This window comes from Paraburkholderia sacchari (genome assembly GCF_000785435.2).
Taxonomy (GTDB): domain Bacteria; phylum Pseudomonadota; class Gammaproteobacteria; order Burkholderiales; family Burkholderiaceae; genus Paraburkholderia; species Paraburkholderia sacchari.
Genome location: NZ_JTDB02000008.1, coordinates 135,431 through 154,578, shown reverse-complemented (window position 1 = coordinate 154,578; position 19,148 = coordinate 135,431). Strand labels below are relative to the sequence as shown.

The window sequence follows — 19,148 nt, the reverse complement described above, 5'->3', positions numbered from 1 at the left end:
GAAGTCCTGGTGGCTTGCGATAGAAGTAATGGCGGTGGATCAGTTGTCGAGCGGAAGCAGGATCTGAAACTCCGTGTGGCCCGGCCGGCTTTCCACTTCGATCAATCCGTCGTGCTGCTGCACGAAGGTTTGCGCAAGCGTGAGCCCGAGACCGCTGCCATCCTCGCGCCCGGAGACGAGCGGATAGAAGATGCGGTCGCGGATCTCGTCGGGAATGCCGGGTCCGTTATCAATGACATGCAAGTCCAGTGCCAGCTTGCACAGGCGCTTGGAAATCGTGATCTTGCGCGCGATGCGCGTGCGCAACTCGATGCGCGCGTCGCCTTGCGAGATCCGTTCGCGCAGCGCCTGCGCCGCGTTGCGCACGATGTTCAGCAGTGCCTGGATCAGTTGTTCCTTGTCGCCGCGCAGGTCGGGCACGCTCACATCGTAGTCGCGCTCGATCGTGAGGCCGCGCGGAAACTCGGCGAGAATCACGGCGCGCACGCGCTCGCACACTTCGTGAATGTTCACGTCGCCGACGATATGGGGATGCCGGTGCGGCTCGAGCAGCCGGTCGACGAGCGTTTGCAGCCGGTCCGACTCCTTGATGACAACCTGCGTGTACTCGCGCAGCTCGTCGCGGCCGAGCGTGCCGAGCTCGAATTCGAGCAACTGCGCCGCGCCGCGAATGCCGCCGAGCGGGTTCTTGATCTCGTGGGCGAGATTGCGGATCAGATGCTTGTTGACGGTCGCCAGGTCGTGAATGCGCTCCTCGCGATCGCTCTTGAGATGCCGCTCGTTTTCGAACAGCTCGAGCAGCACATAGTCGGGCGCGCTCTCGAGAAAGCCAACGATCGCGTGCACGTGCAGCGCCTCGCGGCCCGGTCGTTCGAGCGTGGCGTCGAGGCGCGTCGCATGAAAACGGTGCGCCGCAATTGATGCGATCGTTTCGAGCAGTTCGTCCGCGTTGGAGAAAAGATCGGACCACGCCATCTGCGTGAGCTGGCGCCGCGAAAGATCGAGCATCGCCTCGGCCGTGGGGTTCGCGAACGCCACGCGCAAGGTGCGCTTGTCGAGCACGAGCACGACCGTGGGCAACGCTTCGAAGCCGTGCAACAGCCCCGACTCCACGAGCGCCGTCTCGTCCGAGAGCGGCTCCGCGTGACCCTTCCTTGCCTTGATCAGATTCTTGAGCACCATATTCCGGACGCGCGGATTCAATCCATATCGTTGAAGATGAGTGACTCCGCAACCACGCCAACGAAAAAGGGACGGCAACGCCGTCCCTTTTTGACCGAAGTTGACATGCTTGCCGACGTCGGACGAGCGCTTCGCCGCGTAAGCACGTGCGAAGCGCCGTTCGCCGATTACAGCGAGTAGTACAGTTCGAACTCGATCGGGTGCGTGGTCATGCGCACGCGCTGCAGTTCGCCTTCCTTCAGTTCGAGGTAAGCGTCGATCATCGAATCCGTGAACACGCCGCCGCGCGTCAGGAACTCGCGATCCTTGTCGAGCGCTTCCAGTGCCTGGTCGAGGCCCGCGCAGACGGTCGGGATCTTTGCATCCTCTTCCGGCGGCAGGTCGTACAGGTTCTTGTCGGCGGCTTCGCCCGGGTGGATCTTGTTCTGCACGCCGTCCAGACCCGCCATCATCAGTGCCGAGAAGCACAGGTACGGGTTGGCCAGCGGATCCGGGAAGCGCGTTTCGATACGGCGGCCCTTCGGATTCGACACGTGCGGAATGCGGATCGATGCCGAACGGTTGCGTGCCGAGTAAGCAAGCTTGACCGGCGCTTCGAAGTGCGGAACCAGACGCTTGTACGAGTTCGTACCCGGGTTCGTGATGGCGTTCAGCGCGCGAGCGTGCTTGATGATGCCGCCGATGTAGAACAGCGCGAATTCCGAGAGGCCTGCGTAGCCGTTGCCCGCGAACAGGTTCTGGCCGTCCTTCCAGATCGACTGGTGAACGTGCATGCCCGAACCGTTGTCGCCAACGACCGGCTTCGGCATGAACGTGGCCGTCTTGCCGTACGTGTGCGCGACGTTGTGGATGATGTACTTCATCTGCTGCGTCCAGTCCGCGCGCTGAACCAGCGTCGAGAACTTCGTGCCGATTTCGTTCTGGCCCTGGCCCGCCACTTCGTGGTGGTGCACTTCGACCGGAATACCGATCTGTTCGAGCAGCAGGCTCATTTCCGAGCGCATGTCCTGGAACGTGTCGACCGGCGCGACCGGGAAGTAGCCGCCCTTCACGCCCGGACGGTGACCCGGATTGCCGCCTTCCATTTCGCGCGACGACGACCACGGCGCTTCATCCGAGCCGATCTTGACGAAGGTGCCCGACATGTCCGTGTTCCACTGGACCGAGTCGAAAATGAAGAATTCGGGTTCCGGACCGAAGAAGGCCGTGTCGCCGAGGCCCGTGCTCTTCAGGTACGCTTCGGCACGCTTGGCGAGCGAGCGCGGGTCGCGCTCGTAGCCCTTGCCGTCTGCCGGCTCGACCACGTCGCAGGTGAGGACCAGCGTGGACTCTTCGTAGAACGGGTCGATGAACGCCGTATTCGGATCCGGAACGAGCAGCATGTCCGAGGCTTCGATGCCCTTCCAGCCGGCAATCGACGAACCGTCAAACGCATGACCCGACTCGAACTTGTCTTCGTCGAAGTGCGACAGCGGAACCGAGACGTGCTGCTCCTTGCCGCGCGTGTCCGTGAAGCGGAAGTCGACAAACTTGACGTCTTCGTCCTTGACGAGTTGCATGACGTCGGCCACGGATTTGCTCATAACCTTTTCTCCTGATTAACGATTTCGGCGACCGTTGCCGCCGTGCCAATTCTGTTGATCCACGCCGCTGTGAACCGATCGCGACATATAAAGCACCTTCTGTGCCAGCTTTGGGCCAAGTCTGCGCAAACCCAATGCAGGCACGCACCTGAAGCGAAACGGCGCGCGCCGCAATCGTGCCGGCTGCACAAAACGGTCGGCCCCACGCACCAACTCCGTGCATTCTCTGATTTGGCGCACGAAACACAACTCATTATGGTGCATAAAAACTCCAACGCACCAATTCGATGCAAAAAAACCGATGCGACAAATCGCACGCACCGGACGCGCGCATGCGAAGCCGGTGCATCAATGCCCTACCGCCCCGCCAGCGCTCATCCGCGCGCCAGCAACGCCCGCTTCCTGCGCCATGCAGCGCGCTAGAATGATCTCTTGGTCCAACACGAGAAATAGGAGATCTGCTGTCATGAGTACGCTCGAACAGTTGTATGCCCAAGCCGAAAAGCGCCGCGTCGAGAACGAGTTGCCCTACGCGGGCGCGGTCTCGCCCGCCGAGGCGTTCGAGCTTCTGCAACTCGACACGCGCGTGAAGCTGGTCGATGTGCGCACCCGCGCCGAGCTCGACTGGGTCGGCCGCCCTGTGGTGGGCGACGGCCAGTATGCCCATGTCGAATGGACGCGCTACCCCGGCGGCGTGCCCAACGCCGAATTCATCTCCCAGCTCAAGAGCGTCGCCGAACCCGATACGCCCGTGCTGTTCCTCTGCCGCAGCGCCGCGCGCTCGAAGCTCGCGGCCATCGAAGCCGCCAAGGCCGGCTTCACGCACGCGTACGACCTGCTGGAAGGCTTCGAGGGCGACAAGAACAGCGAAGGGCATCGCAAGACGATCACGGGCTGGTGCTTCCGCGGCCTGCCCTGGCTGGGCGCCTGACACCTGGCGGCGCGGCGCTTTAGATCCTGGTCGGCTCGGGCGGCTCCACGATGTCGCCGCCCAGCAGATGCACGCCTTCGCGCAGCTTCACGAACGCTGCCGCGACGGCCTCCGGCTCCCCCTTCACGCCCAGATCGATATGCCGGCGTGCATAAACGCCGCCGCGCTCCGTGTCGCCCACGCTCGGCAGACTGAACACGCGCACGCCCGGGAAATCACGCTCGATGCGCTCCATGAGCGGCGTGAGGGTCGATTCCGGCAACTCGAACACGAGCAGCGACTTCTCCGCGTGCGGCATCTGATGATGCAAATGCGCGTACTTCGTATCGAGCACCCATTCGATCATCGGCCAGGCCATCACCGGAAAGCCCGGTACGAAATGGTGGTCGCGAATCGAAAAGCCCGGAATCTTGTTGTAGCCGTTCGGGATGATCTCGCAGCCCACCGGAAACGTGCCCATCTGGAAGCGGTGCTGGTTCTCGTGCGAATTGAAATCGACCGGATCGGCGCCCGTGTGCATGTCGCGGATGCGCTCGCGGATCGCGGCCTGCGCGTCGGGATGCAGCGCGAGCGGCACGCCGAGCGCGGCCGCCGCACACTGGCGCGTATGGTCGTCGGGCGTCGCGCCAATGCCGCCCGTGGAAAACACGATGTCGCCTGATGCGAATGAGCGCTCGAGCGTCGCCGTGATGCGCGCCGGGTCGTCGCCAACGTATTCGGCCCACTCGAGCGCGAGGCCGCGCGTGCCCAGCAACTCGATGATTTTCGGCAGATGCTTGTCGCTGCGGCGGCCCGAGAGAATCTCGTCGCCGATGATGATGACGCCAAATGCCATGAATGACCTCGTCGTGATTCGTTGTAGTTCGTCGTGGTTTGTCGCAATTCGCCGCAAGCGCGGGAGCCGGGAGCAGCACGCTCCCATGCCGATTCGGTGCGAGTTTAGTGCGTGACGGTCACATCATGCCCCGTCTGCTGTGTTTGCGCGGCGCGCAGGCGTTGAAGCGCGTGCAGGCAGTAGTGGCCGAACCAGAGCGCCGTGAACACCAGAATGAACGCATAGATCCACACGGTCGCAATGGCCACGAACGGGAAAAACAGCAGCAGCCAGGCGGAGGCGATCCAGATCGCCGTGGGCAGTGAGCTGAGCAGGCCGCTCGCCACGCCAATCGCCAGCAGCGGCAGCCGGTGCCGGCGCACGAGCTCGCGCCGCTCCTCAGCGCTGGCGTGCAGCGCCAGCGCGTCATAGGTCATCACGCGATAGGTCAGCCAGCCCCACAGCAGTGGCGGCAGGACCGCGAAGAACGGCGGAAAAAACCAGAACGGCAGCGAGACGCACAACAGCACGATGCAAATCACCGTGGTCCAGAGCGAATGAAACAGGCTGCCGTACCAGCTACCGCCGCGCCGCAGCTCCAGCGTCGAGTATTGCCGGGCCGAGAGATAGCGGATCACGCGCGGCATCGAGATCGCCACGATCAGCAGCAGCACGGTAATGACGATGAGCGGAACCGACAGCACGATCACCGCGAATGGCCCGATCATGTTGCGTAGCGCGCCGTAGCCAAGCAAGTCGAACAGATGGTAGAGATACGCGGTGGCCCACCAATGTTCGAGCGCCGGACGCAGCGCATCGACGAGCGGTTGCCAGAACGCATAAAGCAGGCCGCCCCACACTCCCGCCGCCACGAGAAACGGCACGAAGGTGAGGAACAGCATGGAGGGGTGGAACGCGCCTACCAGCGCGCGCCCGAACGAGCGCAACAGATCGTTCATGCGAGGAGGAAAGCAGCGGTCAGACGAGCAAGCATCGCGAGGCCCATGGGTTCGGTGCGTCAAATCGACAGCATAAACCACGGGGCGATGGGCCGTCTAAAGCCGTGAAGCGTCACGAAGTAGCGATTGGATCGGTCAGATCAGGCGGCGCTAGTGTCGTCACGGGTATCGCCGCTGGCGCGCCGCTGCGCCGCGAGCCGCCGCGCGATGCGCCGGAACGCGAGCCCTTGCTGCGCCCAGAACCCCTCGCCATAACTTTTGCCTTCGAGCTGGTCGCGAATCCCGGTGGGCTCGATTTCGCGATTGAACGAAGCACTGCCGAACATCATGTCCCACCACGGAAACAACACGCCGAAATTGCAGCCATAAGTCGTGCCCTCGTGACCATAGCCGATGGCGTGATGGCGGCGGTGAAAACGCGGGCTCACGATGAGGCGCTCGCCGAGCCAGCCGAAGTGCCAGCGGATATTGGCGTGCTGCACGTTCTGCACGAAGTTCGTGAGCGCGACGAGCACGACGAACTGCGCGGGCGGCACGCCAATCACGAGCGCAATGGCGGCGAACATGCAGGACTGGCCCAGCACGTCCAGCAGATGATTGCGGTTATCGCACCAGAACGACATCTTGCGCTGGCTGTGATGGACCGCGTGCAGCTCCCACCAGATGCCAAAGCGGTGCGAAAACCGGTGATACCAGTAACCGAAGAAGTCGAGCACGATCAGATAGATCGCGAACGTGACGAGCGGCACGGTCGTCACGCCGGGCCAGAGATTGTCGATATCGACGCTCATTACGCCGTGCAGGCGCAACCAGCTCTGCGCTCGGTCGAAAACCGGCTGCAGCGCGAAAAAGAACAGCAAGTTGAAAATGCCAAGACGCGTAATCCAGGTATAGACGGCGTCCACGCCCACGCTCTTGCGGTCGCGCCATTTTTCCGCCGGCACGAGCGCTTCGAGCGGACGCAGGACCGCGTACATCGCGCCGATCTCCAGCACGCCGACGATCACCCAGTAGAGCGCATCGAACGTGTCCTCGTCCACATCCATGAAGCCTGCGTAAAAGAGCAGCGGCTGCAGGAGCTTGACGTACACGAGCGTCTGGAGCCACGACACGAGGTCGTCGGCGCCAGACGCGGCCCAATGCGCGCATGAGGTCAGAAAGGCTAGCATGTGCGGCGGCGAATCATCTACGAAACACAGGCGGAAACGCTTGACTCAAGCGCCATTGGGCGACATGACCGGCGCCCGGTCATAGAAGTAGATGCCATGCGGCGAGCGGCCCACCGGAATCGTCTTGATGAGCTTCTTCGTCTGCATGTCGATCACGCCAATGTGTTTGGCGAAGCGGAACGTCACCCACAGATAGCGCTTATCGGCGGTGAGTTCCATGTCGTCGGGTCCGGGCAGCAGGCCGTTGATCTCACCCACTTTCTCGAGCGATTCTTCGTCGATGATGCTGATGACGTTCGACACCCGGCTCGACACCAGCACGTGGCGGCCATCCACCATCGAGCGGAAGTTGTGCGCCGCCTTGCCCACCTGAATCGTCTTGACGACCTTCTGGTTGCGCCAGTCCACCACCGCGACATAGTCGGCGCCCGTCATGCCGACGAGCAGATACTTCTCGCCCGGCGTAAGCCAGAGCCCCGCAGGCGCCGCGCCCACCTTCATCTTCCAGAGCACGCGCTGGGTAGGCAGGTCGACCGCCGCGATCTCGCCCGACACCTGCAGCGAAACGAACACGGTGTTGCTGTCCTTCGTGAACGCGAGGTGGCTTGGCATGGCCGAGAGCGGCAGGCGTTTGGCGATCGTGAAATTGCCAGCGCCGCCGTAGTGATAGATGTCGAGGCGGTCGAGCCGCAAGCCCGTGGTCACGAACCACTTGTTGTCGGGCGAGAAGCCGAGTTGATACGGGTCCTCGATATTCTCGATCCAGCGCTGCGGCTTGCCCGTTTTCGGGTCGACGAACAGCAGGTTGTTCGACACCGAATTCGCGACGATGAGCGAGCTGTTGTCCGGCGTCGGGAACAGGTGGTGCGGCTCCTTGCCGGTGGGCACGGTGCCGACGACCTCGTGAGTCTTGTCGTCGATGAGGCTCAGCGTGGCTTCGCCCGAATTCAGCACGACGATGTTGTTGGCGCGCGCGGAGGTTGCGCTAATGCCCGCGAACGCGGCGCAGGCCAGCACCGCGCAGGCGGCCTTCACGACGAGGCGGCCCGCTGCGCGGCCCAAAAATTGATTACGCATGGAGAGTTGTTTCCGGACAGGTTCGTGATTGTAGAACGTCTACCTTCCCGCAAGGTTGACGTTGGGCCGATGAAATGCGGCAGGGTGCGACATCTGGTCCGACGCCTGGTCCGACACCTGGTCCCATTTTCGAGCTTTTCCGACCGGGGCCCCAGGGCGCCGACATGGCGCCCCCAGGTCTTCAGCGCAACATCGACTCCCAGACCTTGTGCAGCCGCTTGACCGATACCGGCATGGGCGTGCGCAGCTCCTGCGCGAACAGCGAGATGCGCAGTTCCTCGAGCAGCCAGCGGAACTCGCTCAGGCGCGGATCGAACACGCCGCCGCGCTGCGAAAGTGCGCGCTGATACTGCTGCGCAAGCGGCAGGAATTCGCTCGCCTGGCGCGCGTCGCGCGACGGATCGGCACGCAGCTTGTCGATGCGCAGCGCCACGCCCTTGAGGTAGCGCGGGAAATGCACGAGTTGCGCGTACGGCGTCTCCAGAATGAAGCGCTTGCCGATGAGCGCATCGACCTGCGCCTGCATGTCCGCCGCCGGCGCGCCGAACGCCTTCGCCTGTACGAGCTTCTTCGCCAGCGACGCGTACTCGGCAAGAATCTGCCCCACCAGCCGCGCGATCTCCTGCGCGAGCAGCGAAAGGCGGCCGCGCCCTTCGTCCTTGCGCGCGTGGAAGCTCGCCTCGTCGTCGGGCAGCGGGTCCTGCAGGCAGGCTCGATCGAGCGCGAGTTCGATCAGCTGGTCGCGCAATTCCTCCTGGGTGGCCCGCGCCATGAACTGCATGGCCATCTCGCGCAGGCCCGGCAGATTTTTCTCCATGTAGCGGATCGGCTCGCGCAATTGCAGCGCGAACAGACGCCGCAAACCTGCGCGATGGATGCGCGCAGCCTCTTCAGGCGAGTCGAACACTTCGACGTCGCAATGCGTGCCGCGATCGACCAGCGCCGGATAGCCGAACAGCGTCTGGCCGCCCCGGCGGATCTCCAGCAGCTCGGGTAGCTTGCCGAAGTTCCAGGTCGTGAGGTTCTCGTAGAGCGCGGTGGCCGGCGCGTCGTCGGCGGACGCGGGCGTGTGCGGCGCGCTGCCCTGCCGGGGCCCGCTCTTCGGCACGCTCGCGGTCGCATTGGCGCCGGGCTGCGGCGCAGATTGCGAATCTTGCGCAGCGGTGCGCGGCTCCCCGCCCCCGCGCGCTTCCAGCGCCGCCAGCGCGGTCGCGCTCGCGAGCTTCTGGAACTGCTGCTGCGCCTGCGCACCCAGTTCGCTGCGCAGTTGCGCGAGATTGCGGCCCATCGCGAGCTGGCGACCATGCTCGTCGATCACCTTGAAGTTCATGAAAAGGTGCGCCGGCAGCAATTCGAGCTTGAAATCGGACAACTTCAAGGCGACCTGCTTCTGCTCTCTCACGTCGATGATGAGCGCCTCCACGAGCCCGCCCGCGCCGAAGCGCTCGCTGCCCACGCGCTCGGCGAAACCCGCCGCGTATTCGGGCAGCGGCACGCAATGGCGGCGCAGCTTCTGCGGCAGCGACTTCAGCAGCAGATGCGCCTTCTCCTTGAGCATGCCCGGCACGAGCCATTCGCAGCGGCGCGCATCCACCTGATTGAGCGCGTAGAGCGGCACCGCGAGCGTCACGCCGTCGCGCGGCGAGCCCGGCTCGAAGTGATAGGTGAGCGCCATCGCCACGCCCGACATCGTCATGCGCTTCGGGAACAGCTCGGTCGTCACGCCGGCGGCCTCGTGGCGCATCAGGTCGTCGCGAGAGAGGTAGAGCAGACGCAGCTTGTCCTCGGGCTGCCCGCTCTTTTTCACCTCGTCGCGATACCAGCGCTCGAACGATGCGCCCGAATAAATGCCTTCGGGAATCGCGTGATCGTAGTACGCGAAGATCAACTCGTCGTCGACCAGCACGTCCTGGCGGCGCGACTTGTGCTCGAGTTGCTCGATATCGGCAAGCAGCTTGCGGTTGTGTGCGAAGAACGCGAGCTTCGTGTCGAACTCGCCTTCCACCAGCGCACCGCGAATGAAGAGTTCGCGCGCCCGCGCCGGATCCTGCTTGCCGAACGCCACGCGCCGGCGCTGATACACCGGCAAGCCGTACAGCACGCCGCGCTCGAACGCGCTAACCTGCGCCGCGCGCTTCTCCCAGTGCGGCTCGGACAGCGACCTGCGCAACAGATGCGCGCCCACCTTTTCGAGCCATTCGGGCTCGATCTTTGCGATGCAGCGCGCGTACAGGCGGCTCGTTTCCACCAGTTCGGCGGCCACGACCCAGCGCCCCGCTTTCTTCACGAGCGCCGAGCCTGGCCATAGATGAAACTTGATGCCGCGTGCGCCGAGGTAGTGCGGCTCGTCGTCGGCTTTCAGGCCGATGTTGCCAAGCAGCCCGGTGAGCAGCGCGTGATGGATCTGCTCGTAAGTTGCGTCCGCTTCATTGATGCGCCAGCCGTGCTCGCGCACCACCGTGAGCAGTTGCGAATGGACATCGCGCCATTCGCGCAGGCGCAGGTGCGAGAGGAAGTTCGCGCGGCACGAATCGACGAGCTGCTTGTTCGACTTCTTGTGCGCGACGGCCTCCTCGAACCAGGCCCAGATCTTGAGCCACTGGAGGAACTCGGAGCGCTCGTCGGCGAAGCGGCGATGCGCCTGGTCGGCCTGCTCCTGCGCGTCGATGGGCCGGTCGCGCGGGTCCTGCACCGAAAGCGCGCTCGCGATGATCAGCACTTCGCGCATGGCCTGCTCGTCGCGGGCGGCGAGAATCATGCGGCCCACGCGCGGATCGAGCGGCAGGCGCGCGAGCTCGCGGCCCAACGCGGTGAGCGCATTGTCGTCGTCGACGGCGCCGAGTTCATTGAGCAGTTGATAGCCGTCGGCAATCGCGCGGCCCGGCGGCGGCTCGATGAACGGGAACGTCTCGATCGCCGTGAGGTGCAGCGATTTCATCCGCAGAATGACCGCCGCGAGCGACGAACGCAAAATTTCCGGATCGGAAAATTTTGGCCGCGAAAGGAAATCCTGCTCTTCATAGAGGCGTATGCAGACGCCGTCCGCGACCCGGCCGCAGCGGCCCGCGCGCTGGTTCGCGGCCGCCTGCGAGATCGATTCGATCTGCAACTGCTCGACCTTGTTGCGGTACGAATAGCGCTTCACGCGCGCAAGACCCGTGTCGACCACGTAGCGGATGCCCGGCACCGTGAGCGAGGTTTCCGCGACGTTGGTGGCCAGCACGATGCGGCGCGCGTTCGACGCCTTGAACACGCGCTCCTGCTCCTGCGCGGAAAGCCGCGCGAACAGCGGCAGGATCTCGGTGTGCGGCGGATGATGCTTGCGCAGCGCCTCGGCGGCGTCGCGAATCTCGCGCTCGCCGGGCAGGAACACGAGCACGTCGCCCGAGCCCTCGCGGCACAGTTCGTCCACTGCGTCCACGATGGCTTCCATCAGGTCGCGATCCGTGTCCCGCTGCGATTTCGCGCCCTTTTCGCGGCCCGTCGTGCCCTGCGCGTTCTTCACCGCCGGGCTATCCTCCTGCACGGGCCGGTAGCGCACCTCGACAGGATAGAGCCGCCCGCTCACCTCGATTACGGGCGCCGGCTTCTCCTCGCTGCCGAAATGGCGCGCGAAGCGATCGGCGTCGATGGTCGCCGAGGTCACGATCAGCTTCAGATCGGGCCGGCGCGGCAGGATCTCTTTCAGATAGCCGAGCAGGAAGTCGATGTTCAGGCTACGCTCGTGTGCCTCGTCAATGATGATCGTGTCGTAGGCCTTGAGCAGCGGATCGGTTTGCGTCTCGGCGAGCAGAATGCCGTCGGTCATGAGTTTCACCGATGCGCCCGGCGCGAGATTGTCCGTGAAGCGCACCTTGTAGCCGACCACTTCGCCAAACGGCGTGCCGAGTTCCTCGGCAATGCGCCGCCCCGTGGCTGACGCCGCAATCCGGCGCGGCTGCGTATGGCCGATGAGGCCGGTGCCGCCCGCGCCGCGTCCACGTCCGAGCGAGAGCGCGATCTTCGGTAGCTGCGTGGTCTTGCCCGAGCCGGTTTCGCCGCTCACGATCACGACCTGGTTTTCGGCGATGGCGCGCGCGATCTCCTCGCGGCGGCCCGAGACGGGCAGCGCTTCTGGGAACGTGATTGGCGGAATCGGATTCGGCGCGATGGGCGCGCGCGGTTCACGTGATTCACGCGGTGCGCGCGGCGGACGTTCGGCGCGCGGCGCACGCTCGCCTTCGCCTGCGGGGCGCGATGCGCGTCCGGACTTCGCTGTGGCCGGCTGAGGTGCGGCCGGCTGAGGTGCGGCCGGATTCGGCTTCGCCGGTTGTTTCGGTTGTTTTGACTGTTTCGTTTGATTGTGCTGTTGCGCGCGCGGGGACCGATTGTGCGGCGTCTGCGTTTGCGCCTGTGCATCGCGCGGTTCGCCGCGCTGCGCTGCGCGTTGATCGTTGCGCGACGCGCCCGGCTGCGCTGCCGGCCTGCTCTCGCTTCGATTCTCCGCGCGCGGTGCGGCTCGCGGCGTCGTCGGCGCTTGCGTTTGTGTGGACGTCTGCGGTTTCGCCTGCTGCGGCTGAACTTGTGCTTGCGGCCGTGCCTGCGTTTGCGGCACCGTCTGCGCTTGCGTTTGCGCGACGTTCTGACCGCCCTTCTGCCCCGCCGTCTGCGCGCTCTTTTGCGCGCTTTTTTGCTGATCGCGCGACCCACCGCCCACGAGCGCGGCGAGCCGGTCGGCCGACGCCGGCTTCGGTCCGTCGCCATACTTCTGCGACGCGCGCTTTTCCTGCGCGCCGCCGTGCGGCGCGTCTTTCCCTGCAGGGGTGTTGCTGCCCTGCGCCGAGGCAGGTCTTTTGGGTACATTCGACATGGGGGCGCATTATAATCCCGGGCATGAATTCCCAAACCGACCTCGTCCCCGCCTCCGCGAGCGCGCCGGCTTCCGCCGCCGCGGACTCCGCTTCAGAGCAAGCTGCCCAGCAGGCCGCGCAGCACGCGCAGTTCGTCGACTGGATGCGATCGGTCGCGCCCTACATCCACATGTTCCAGGGCAAGACCTTCGTGGTCGGCTTCGGCGGCGAAGTCGTGCACCAGAACCTGCTCAACGCGCTCGTCGCCGACATCGCGCTGCTGCAGGCCATGGGCATCCAGATCGTGCTCGTGCACGGGTCGCGCCCGCAGGTCGAAGAGCAGATGAGCCTGCACGGCGTCGAGTCCGAGTTCTCGCATGGCATGCGCATCACCAATGCCCGGGCGCTGGAATCGGCGAAAGAAGCCGCCGGCGAAGTGCGTCTCGATATCGAGGCCGCGATCAGCCAGGGTCTGCCGAACACGCCGATGGCGCACGCGCACATCAGCGTGGTCTCGGGCAACTTCGTGACGGCGCGCCCGGTCGGCATTCTCGATGGCGTGGATTTCCAGCACACGGGCGTCGTGCGCAAGATCGACGCCGACTCGATCCGCCATTCGCTCGCGAGCCGCAAGCTCGTGCTGCTTTCGCCGCTCGGCTTCTCGCCCACGGGCGAGGCGTTCAATCTGTCGATGGAAGACGTCGCCTCGGCGGCGGCCATCGCGCTGCGCGCCGACAAGATCATTTTCCTCACGGAAACGCCGGGCCTCATCAGCGAAGAAGGCGATCTGATCCGTGAAATGTCGCTCGACGACGCCTACAAGCTGCAGGAAAGCGGCACCGTGCTCGGCGACGAGGGCTTTTACCTGAAGCACTCGATTCGCGCCTGCCGCGGCGGCGTGGGCCGTGCGCACATCCTGCCCTACGCGCTCGATGGCAGCGTGCTGCTCGAACTGTTCCTGCACGACGGCGTGGGCACCATGATCTCGTACGAGAATCTGGAGAGCCTGCGCGAAGCCACACCGGACGACGTCGGCGGCATTCTCACGCTGATCGAGCCGCTCGAAAGCGACGGCACGCTCGTGCGGCGCGGGCGCCACCAGATCGAACGCGACATCGACCATTTCTCGGTGATCGAGCACGACGGCGTGCTGTTCGGCTGCGCGGCGCTCTACGCGTATTCGCAGGAGCGCATCGGCGAAATGGCATGCCTCACGGTCTCGCCCGAGGCGCAAGGCTCGGGCGACGGCGAGCGGCTCCTGCGCCGCATCGAGCAGCGCGCGCGGGCTCGCGGCCTCACGCGCATTTTCGTGCTCACCACGCGCACCGAGCACTGGTTCCTGAAGCGCGGCTTCGTGAAGGCCACCGTCGACGACCTGCCCGAAGACCGCCGCCGCCTCTACAACTGGCAGCGCAAGTCGCTCGTGCTGATGAAACAGCTGTGAGCGTCCCCATCTACGAATGAAGCGCCTCGCCGCCCACACATACGATTACAGGAGAAGCACAGCATGGCCCGTATGATCCAATGCGCGAAGCTCGGCAAGGAAGCCGAGGGACTCGATTTTCCGCCGCTGCCGGGCGAACTCGGCAAGCGCATCTACGAAAACGTCTCGAAAGAGGCATGGCAGGCATGGCTCAAGCAGCAGACCATGCTCATCAACGAGAACCGGCTGAACATGGCCGACCCGCGCGCGCGCCAATATCTGATGAAGCAGACGGAGAAGTTCTTCTTCGGCGAAGGCGCCGACCAGGCGTCGGGCTACGTGCCGCCGACCGAGGGCTGAAGCTGCCCCCGCCGCACCTCAAAAACCGCGCCTTGGCGCGGTTTTTTTATGCACTTCTTGGGCAATCCAGCCCGCTTGAACGACGCGTTGCCGGGCTGCGTCACGGGCTGTGTCATTATGGCCGGCAAAACCGCCCTATCCCCCGCCACACGGGGCCTCGCGGGCGCCCCAAGAGCCCCGCCGGACGGGCGGTTTGCACGAACTTACGCTATCGTGCTATCATAACGCCTTGTTCGACATTCATTAGTCATCAATTGCAATCAGGCCGGCGCCCAAAAACGCCTTCTTCCTGATTGTTTTCATACAAAAAGAACGCTCCGCCACGCGGGCCTTCTTTTTCGTTTCAGCGGCGCTTCACTTCGCACCCTCGTGCGAGTCCAGCGTCATTCTGCGTCCTGCCCCCCAACCACGGCCACGCAAGGCGCAACGCAAACGCACAATTCGACCGAGTGTCGTTTCGCGACACTTCAGCATGCCATTCGTGCGCCGCCTGCTTCGCAGACGCGCAGGGCGTCCGCGCTTTACCGCGTTCGTGCACGACATGCTTGCCGCTATCGCGAAACGGTGCTCTCCGGCAACCGTGGCGAGCCATCGCAGGCCCGTCGCTGTCATTGGAGATTCAGACCTTGACCGCTTCCACTTCCGGTTCATCGGCCGCTTCAACCGATCTTACCCTCGACGAAATTACGATCGTCGACAACAAACTCCTCAAACGCGCCGTCGGCGCCATGGCGCTCGGCAATGCCATGGAATGGTTCGACTTCGGCGTGTACAGCTACATCGCCGTCACGCTCGGTCAAGTGTTCTTCCCGTCGAGCAACCCCTCGGCACAACTGATCGCGACCTTCGGCACGTTCGCTGCGGCGTTTCTCGTGCGCCCGATCGGCGGCATGGTGTTCGGGCCGCTCGGCGACCGCATCGGCCGCCAGCGCGTGCTCGCGATGACGATGATCATGATGGCCTGCGGCACCTTCGCGATCGGCCTGATCCCGTCCTATACGTCGATCGGCATTGCCGCACCCATCCTGCTGCTCGTGGCACGCCTGATCCAGGGCTTCTCGACGGGCGGCGAATACGGTGGCGCGGCAACCTTCATCGCCGAGTTCGCTCCCGACAAGCGCCGTGGCTTCATGGGCAGCTTCCTCGAATTCGGCACGCTGATCGGCTACGTGCTCGGCGCGGGCACGGTTGCCGTGCTGACGGCCACGCTCTCGCACGAGCAACTGCTCGACTGGGGCTGGCGCGTGCCGTTCATGATCGCGGGTCCGCTCGGCCTCGTGGGTCTCTATATCCGCACCAAGCTCGAAGAAACGCCCGCATTCAAGCGCGAAGCCGAACTGCGCGAAGCGCAAGAACATGCGCGTCCGAAGCTAACGCTGAAGTCGCTCGTTACCGAGCACCTGCGCCCCTTCCTGCTGTGCGTGGGCCTCGTGCTGATCTTCAACGTGACCGACTACATGGCGCTCTCGTACCTGCCGAGCTATCTCTCGGCAACGCTGCACTTCAACGAAACGCACGGTCTCTTCCTCGTGCTGATCGTGATGGTCCTGATGATGCCGATGACGCTCGCGTTCGGCCGCCTCTCGGACGCCATCGGCCGCAAGCCGGTGATGCTCGCGGGCTGCGTAGGCCTGATCGCGCTGTCGATTCCCTCGCTCACGCTGATCCAGACGGGTGAACTGCTGCCGGTGTTCTTCGGTCTCCTGATTCTCGGCACGCTGCTCTCGTGCTTCACGGGCGTGATGCCCTCCGCGCTGCCGGCGCTGTTCCCGACCGCGATCCGCTATGGCGCGCTCGCCATCGGCTTCAACGTGTCGGTGTCGCTGTTCGGAGGCACGACGCCGCTGGTCGCTGCCTGGCTCGTCGAGCACACGCAGAACCTGATGATGCCCGCGTACTACCTGATGGGCGCGGCCGTGATCGGCATCGTCTCGGTGGTGTCGCTGCGCGAGACCGCACGCAAGCCGCTGCCCGGCTCCGCGCCGTGCGTCGGCACGAAGGCCGAAGCCCATGCGGTGATGCGTGGCGTGCGCGTCGCCCGCGAAATCGACGAGCATTACGCCTCGCACGCTGCGGTTCGGGTGTAACGCACGCGCCGCGCAGCCACGGCGCTTCAGGCGCCGCGGATTTCGCATCGGAAATTATCGAAGGCCAGCCTCACGCTGGCCTTTTTTGCGTTTCGCATGGCCACGTCTCGCGCGGCGCTGGATGCGCGCCTGGCTCAATCGATCAGCCGCGTGTGTTCAACGTTCAGTGCGCCGTCGTTTCCTATCGTCAACATCGCTGCGGCAATCGGCAATTTGAAGCGGCGCGGACCGGCGCTACCCGGGTTCACGTAGTGCACGCCGTCGCGCAATGCGTGCTCCGGCTTGTGCGAATGACCACTGACTACGACAGTGATCTCCTGCGCCGCCAGGTCGTTGCCAAGGCCACGCAAATCGCGCAGTTCGTGAACGACAGCAATCGCGATGCCGCCGATTTCGACCACGGTTTGCACAGGCAGCGCCTCGGCCCATGCGCCACGGTCGTTATTGCCGCGCACAGCGGTCAACGGCGCAATCCGCGCCAGCTGATCGAGCACGCCTTGCTGGCAGATATCGCCAGCGTGAATGATGGCGTCGCTGCCGTCGAGGAAACTCAGCAGTTCGGGCCGCACGAGATTGTGCGTATCGGAAACTAGCGCGACGCGCAGCGGACGTTGACGTGACATCGGGTGGCGCTTCGTAACGGAAAGTGGATACGGATGATTATCGGCGACAGGCACCACGCTTCGTGCCGGAAAAGAAACATCATCGCGACGCGCCGGCCTCACCCGCGTGCGTCAAACACCTGCACCAAAATATACGGCGAGCCAGACGGTAGGCGTTGCCTTATCGGTCCACGCCACGCGATGCCGGCAGTGCGCGGGAATATGCACGTAGTCGCCGGGACGCATCCGATGGCGCGCGCCACCTTGCGCCTCGAATTCCAGCACCGCCGCGCCCGCGAGCAGAACGACCCATTCGTCGCGCGGATCGTCGTACCAGAACCCTTCCGGACTCGCCTGCCCCGTCGAGACGATCCGCTCGATCAGGACGCCGGCCTGCTCGATCAGCCGTTCGAAACGCTCGTCGCGCGCGCTGGCTTCGATGCCGCCGTAGAGGTTGCCTGAAAGACCCACTGCCGGACCGCCAGCGAGCCCCCCAGAACGCGCGTTCTCATCTGACACGCTCATACGAGCGGCCTCAGTCCGTCGAGCAAGGTCGGCACGAGTTCGCTCACCGTCGGGTGAATATGCATTGCGTATTCGAGCGTCGCATACGGCGCGTCGGCGGTCATCGTGTCGATGAAGGTGTGGATCGCCTCGTCACCCTCCACGCCGAAGATCGTCGCGCCCAAAATGCGCTGGGTTTGCGCATCCACGAGCGCCTTCATGAATCCATCCGTCTCGCCTCGCTCGCGGGCGCGGCCGACGCGCGACATCGGCATGGTCGCAATCAGCGCGGGCCGCCCGCTTGCGCGTACCTCACGCTCGCTCGCCCCCACCCGCGCAAGTGGCGGATCCACGAACACAGCGTAGGCGGATATACGCGTGTCGGCGCTACGGCGCGCGCCGTCGAGCAGATTTGCCGCGACGATCTGGTAATCGTCGTACGAGGTATGCGTGAATGCTCCGCGTCCGTTCACGTCGCCAAGCGCCCACACGCCGGTCACGCGCGTGCGCAGTTCTCCGTCGACCGGGATGAGACCGTGCTTGTCTCGTTCGATGCCTGCCGCACCGAGCCCGAGATCGTCGGTGTTCGGAAGGCGCCCCGTGGCGAACAGCAGGTGCGAAACATCGAGCGCTTCGCCGCCGAGTTCAATGCGTATGCCGCCCGGATGCTTGCCATCCTTGCCGCTCGTTCCGCTCGTGCCGAGTGGCGCCACACTGCGTGGCGCGCTGCCAAAGCGAAACTCCACGCCTTCGCGCGCAAGCACGTCCTGCACGGCCCGCGCCACGTCGTCGTCCTCGCGCGCCAGCACGCGGTCCCCGCGCACGAGCACTGTCACGCGGCTGCCGAAACGGCGAAACATCTGTGCGAATTCGAGCGCCACATAGCTGCCACCCACAATCGCCAGATGCGCAGGCAACGTCTCCAAAGCGAGCAATGTCGAGTTGGTTTCGTATCGGATACGGTCGATCCCGGGTACGTCGGGAACGGCGGCGCGCGTTCCCGTGTTGATGAAGATCTCGGGTGCTTCGAGCGTCACAGTTTCGCCACTCGCTAGCATCACGCTGACGACATGCGCAGCGCTAAAACGCGCATGCCCCTGCAGCACCGTAACGTTGGGGGCATTGCGCAGCCAGTGTTCGACGCCATCACGGGACGCGCCAATGATGCGGTCCTTGCGCGCCTTCACGAACGCGAGATCGACGCTCACCTCGGCGTCTTGCGCGGCATTGCCGATCCGTACGCCAAAGTCCGCCGCGTGGCGCGCCACATGCGCGGCACGCGCACAGGCCACATAGGCCTTGGTCGGCGTGCAGCCGACATTCACGCATGTGCCGCCGAACGCCGCGCGCTCGATCACCGCCGTCTTGCGTCCGCTGGCAGCCAGCCGCACTGCGAGTGGTGGACCGCTCTGCCCTGTGCCGATCACGATCGCATCGAAACGCTGTGTCATGCCGTTCTCCTCGTGCGAAACATCATCCAACTCACATTCGCGCCATCTTACGCCGGCACGACAAACCTCCCGCACGGACAGTGCCTGAATTTCGAATCGGAAAACGAGAAAAAAGAGCCGCCCCGGATCATGGGGCGGCTCACAAGGTGACGCTACAACAGCAAACGGGCGATGCCG

At 64.5% G+C, this 19,148-nt stretch carries 14 protein-coding genes; 4 read left to right on the top strand and 10 right to left on the bottom strand.

The window, feature by feature from the left end; translation table 11 throughout:
* Positions 1 to 39: 39 nt before the first annotated feature.
* A complete protein-coding gene (glnL, locus tag NH14_RS24890) occupies positions 40 to 1,182 on the bottom strand; it encodes a nitrogen regulation protein NR(II) (protein WP_035531011.1) in 1,143 nt (380 codons plus the stop codon).
* A 167-nt stretch (positions 1,183 to 1,349) separates the two neighbouring features.
* Complete coding sequence (gene glnA / locus NH14_RS24885; protein WP_035531008.1) at positions 1,350 to 2,765, bottom strand: type I glutamate--ammonia ligase; 1,416 nt, start codon at positions 2,763 to 2,765, stop codon at positions 1,350 to 1,352.
* 466 nt (positions 2,766 to 3,231) lie between these two features.
* On the opposite strand from glnA, the gene NH14_RS24880 reads away from it, so the two are divergent.
* Positions 3,232 to 3,696, top strand: a complete 465-nt coding sequence (locus tag NH14_RS24880; protein WP_035531006.1) for a rhodanese-like domain-containing protein — start codon at positions 3,232 to 3,234, stop codon at positions 3,694 to 3,696.
* A gap of 19 nt (positions 3,697 to 3,715) precedes the next feature.
* On the opposite strand, the gene NH14_RS24875 is transcribed toward NH14_RS24880, so the two are convergent.
* The 5 genes from NH14_RS24875 to hrpA form a co-directional block, all read right to left on the bottom strand.
* The gene (locus NH14_RS24875) at positions 3,716 to 4,531 is read right to left on the bottom strand and encodes a competence/damage-inducible protein A (RefSeq protein WP_035531003.1); all 816 of its coding nucleotides are present in this window, start codon (positions 4,529 to 4,531) and stop codon (positions 3,716 to 3,718) included.
* A 104-nt stretch (positions 4,532 to 4,635) separates the two neighbouring features.
* Positions 4,636 to 5,469, bottom strand: coding sequence for an EI24 domain-containing protein (locus NH14_RS24870; protein WP_052148362.1), 834 nt, complete (start codon positions 5,467 to 5,469; stop codon positions 4,636 to 4,638).
* Positions 5,470 to 5,609: 140 nt separating this feature from the next.
* Positions 5,610 to 6,638 carry a sterol desaturase family protein gene (locus NH14_RS24865; RefSeq protein WP_052148361.1) on the bottom strand — a complete coding sequence of 343 codons (1,029 nt, stop codon included), beginning with the start codon at positions 6,636 to 6,638 and terminating at the stop codon, positions 5,610 to 5,612.
* A gap of 45 nt (positions 6,639 to 6,683) precedes the next feature.
* Entirely contained in the window at positions 6,684 to 7,715 is a 1,032-nt protein-coding gene (locus NH14_RS24860) for a YVTN family beta-propeller repeat protein (RefSeq protein ID WP_035531000.1), read from the bottom strand.
* Positions 7,716 to 7,896: 181 nt separating this feature from the next.
* Positions 7,897 to 12,564 carry an ATP-dependent RNA helicase HrpA gene (hrpA, locus tag NH14_RS24855; RefSeq protein WP_035530998.1) on the bottom strand — a complete coding sequence of 1,556 codons (4,668 nt, stop codon included), beginning with the start codon at positions 12,562 to 12,564 and terminating at the stop codon, positions 7,897 to 7,899.
* A 23-nt stretch (positions 12,565 to 12,587) separates the two neighbouring features.
* On the opposite strand from hrpA, the gene argA reads away from it, so the two are divergent.
* From argA to proP, 3 genes are all read left to right on the top strand, one after another.
* A complete protein-coding gene (gene argA, locus NH14_RS24850; RefSeq protein ID WP_035530996.1) occupies positions 12,588 to 13,988 on the top strand; it encodes an amino-acid N-acetyltransferase in 1,401 nt (466 codons plus the stop codon).
* 63 nt (positions 13,989 to 14,051) lie between these two features.
* On the top strand, positions 14,052 to 14,327 hold the full coding sequence (locus NH14_RS24845) for an oxidative damage protection protein (protein WP_027793465.1): 276 nt from the start codon (positions 14,052 to 14,054) through the stop codon (positions 14,325 to 14,327).
* A 626-nt stretch (positions 14,328 to 14,953) separates the two neighbouring features.
* Positions 14,954 to 16,414 (top strand): glycine betaine/L-proline transporter ProP, encoded by a 1,461-nt coding sequence (gene proP, locus NH14_RS24840; protein ID WP_035530994.1) that lies wholly within the window; start codon positions 14,954 to 14,956, stop codon positions 16,412 to 16,414.
* Between the two features lie 134 nt (positions 16,415 to 16,548).
* Here proP and NH14_RS24835 read toward each other — a convergent pair whose 3' ends face one another.
* The 3 genes from NH14_RS24835 to NH14_RS24825 form a co-directional block, all read right to left on the bottom strand.
* Positions 16,549 to 17,037, bottom strand: a complete 489-nt coding sequence (locus NH14_RS24835) for a metallophosphoesterase family protein (RefSeq protein ID WP_035530992.1) — start codon at positions 17,035 to 17,037, stop codon at positions 16,549 to 16,551.
* A gap of 111 nt (positions 17,038 to 17,148) precedes the next feature.
* Positions 17,149 to 17,541, bottom strand: a complete 393-nt coding sequence (locus NH14_RS24830; protein WP_084225807.1) for a cupin domain-containing protein — start codon at positions 17,539 to 17,541, stop codon at positions 17,149 to 17,151.
* Positions 17,538 to 18,971 (bottom strand): FAD-containing oxidoreductase, encoded by a 1,434-nt coding sequence (locus tag NH14_RS24825; protein WP_035531180.1) that lies wholly within the window; start codon positions 18,969 to 18,971, stop codon positions 17,538 to 17,540. The genes NH14_RS24830 and NH14_RS24825 overlap by 4 nt, the downstream gene beginning before the upstream one ends.
* Between the last annotated feature and the right edge of the window lie 177 nt (positions 18,972 to 19,148).

Excerpts from the sequence above, each read along its gene's own strand:
- glnL (WP_035531011.1), bottom strand. The coding sequence starts at position 1,182 with ATGGTGCTCAAGAATCTGATCAAGGCAAGGAAGGGTCACGCGGAGCCG.
- glnA (WP_035531008.1), bottom strand. The coding sequence starts at position 2,765 with ATGAGCAAATCCGTGGCCGACGTCATGCAACTCGTCAAGGACGAAGAC.
- NH14_RS24880 (WP_035531006.1), top strand. The coding sequence starts at position 3,232 with ATGAGTACGCTCGAACAGTTGTATGCCCAAGCCGAAAAGCGCCGCGTC.
- NH14_RS24875 (WP_035531003.1), bottom strand. The coding sequence starts at position 4,531 with ATGGCATTTGGCGTCATCATCATCGGCGACGAGATTCTCTCGGGCCGC.
- NH14_RS24870 (WP_052148362.1), bottom strand. The coding sequence starts at position 5,469 with ATGAACGATCTGTTGCGCTCGTTCGGGCGCGCGCTGGTAGGCGCGTTC.
- NH14_RS24865 (WP_052148361.1), bottom strand. The coding sequence starts at position 6,638 with ATGCTAGCCTTTCTGACCTCATGCGCGCATTGGGCCGCGTCTGGCGCC.
- NH14_RS24860 (WP_035531000.1), bottom strand. The coding sequence starts at position 7,715 with ATGCGTAATCAATTTTTGGGCCGCGCAGCGGGCCGCCTCGTCGTGAAG.
- hrpA (WP_035530998.1), bottom strand. The coding sequence starts at position 12,564 with ATGTCGAATGTACCCAAAAGACCTGCCTCGGCGCAGGGCAGCAACACC.
- argA (WP_035530996.1), top strand. The coding sequence starts at position 12,588 with ATGAATTCCCAAACCGACCTCGTCCCCGCCTCCGCGAGCGCGCCGGCT.
- NH14_RS24845 (WP_027793465.1), top strand. The coding sequence starts at position 14,052 with ATGGCCCGTATGATCCAATGCGCGAAGCTCGGCAAGGAAGCCGAGGGA.
- NH14_RS24835 (WP_035530992.1), bottom strand. The coding sequence starts at position 17,037 with ATGTCACGTCAACGTCCGCTGCGCGTCGCGCTAGTTTCCGATACGCAC.
- NH14_RS24830 (WP_084225807.1), bottom strand. The coding sequence starts at position 17,541 with ATGAGCGTGTCAGATGAGAACGCGCGTTCTGGGGGGCTCGCTGGCGGT.
- NH14_RS24825 (WP_035531180.1), bottom strand. The coding sequence starts at position 18,971 with ATGACACAGCGTTTCGATGCGATCGTGATCGGCACAGGGCAGAGCGGT.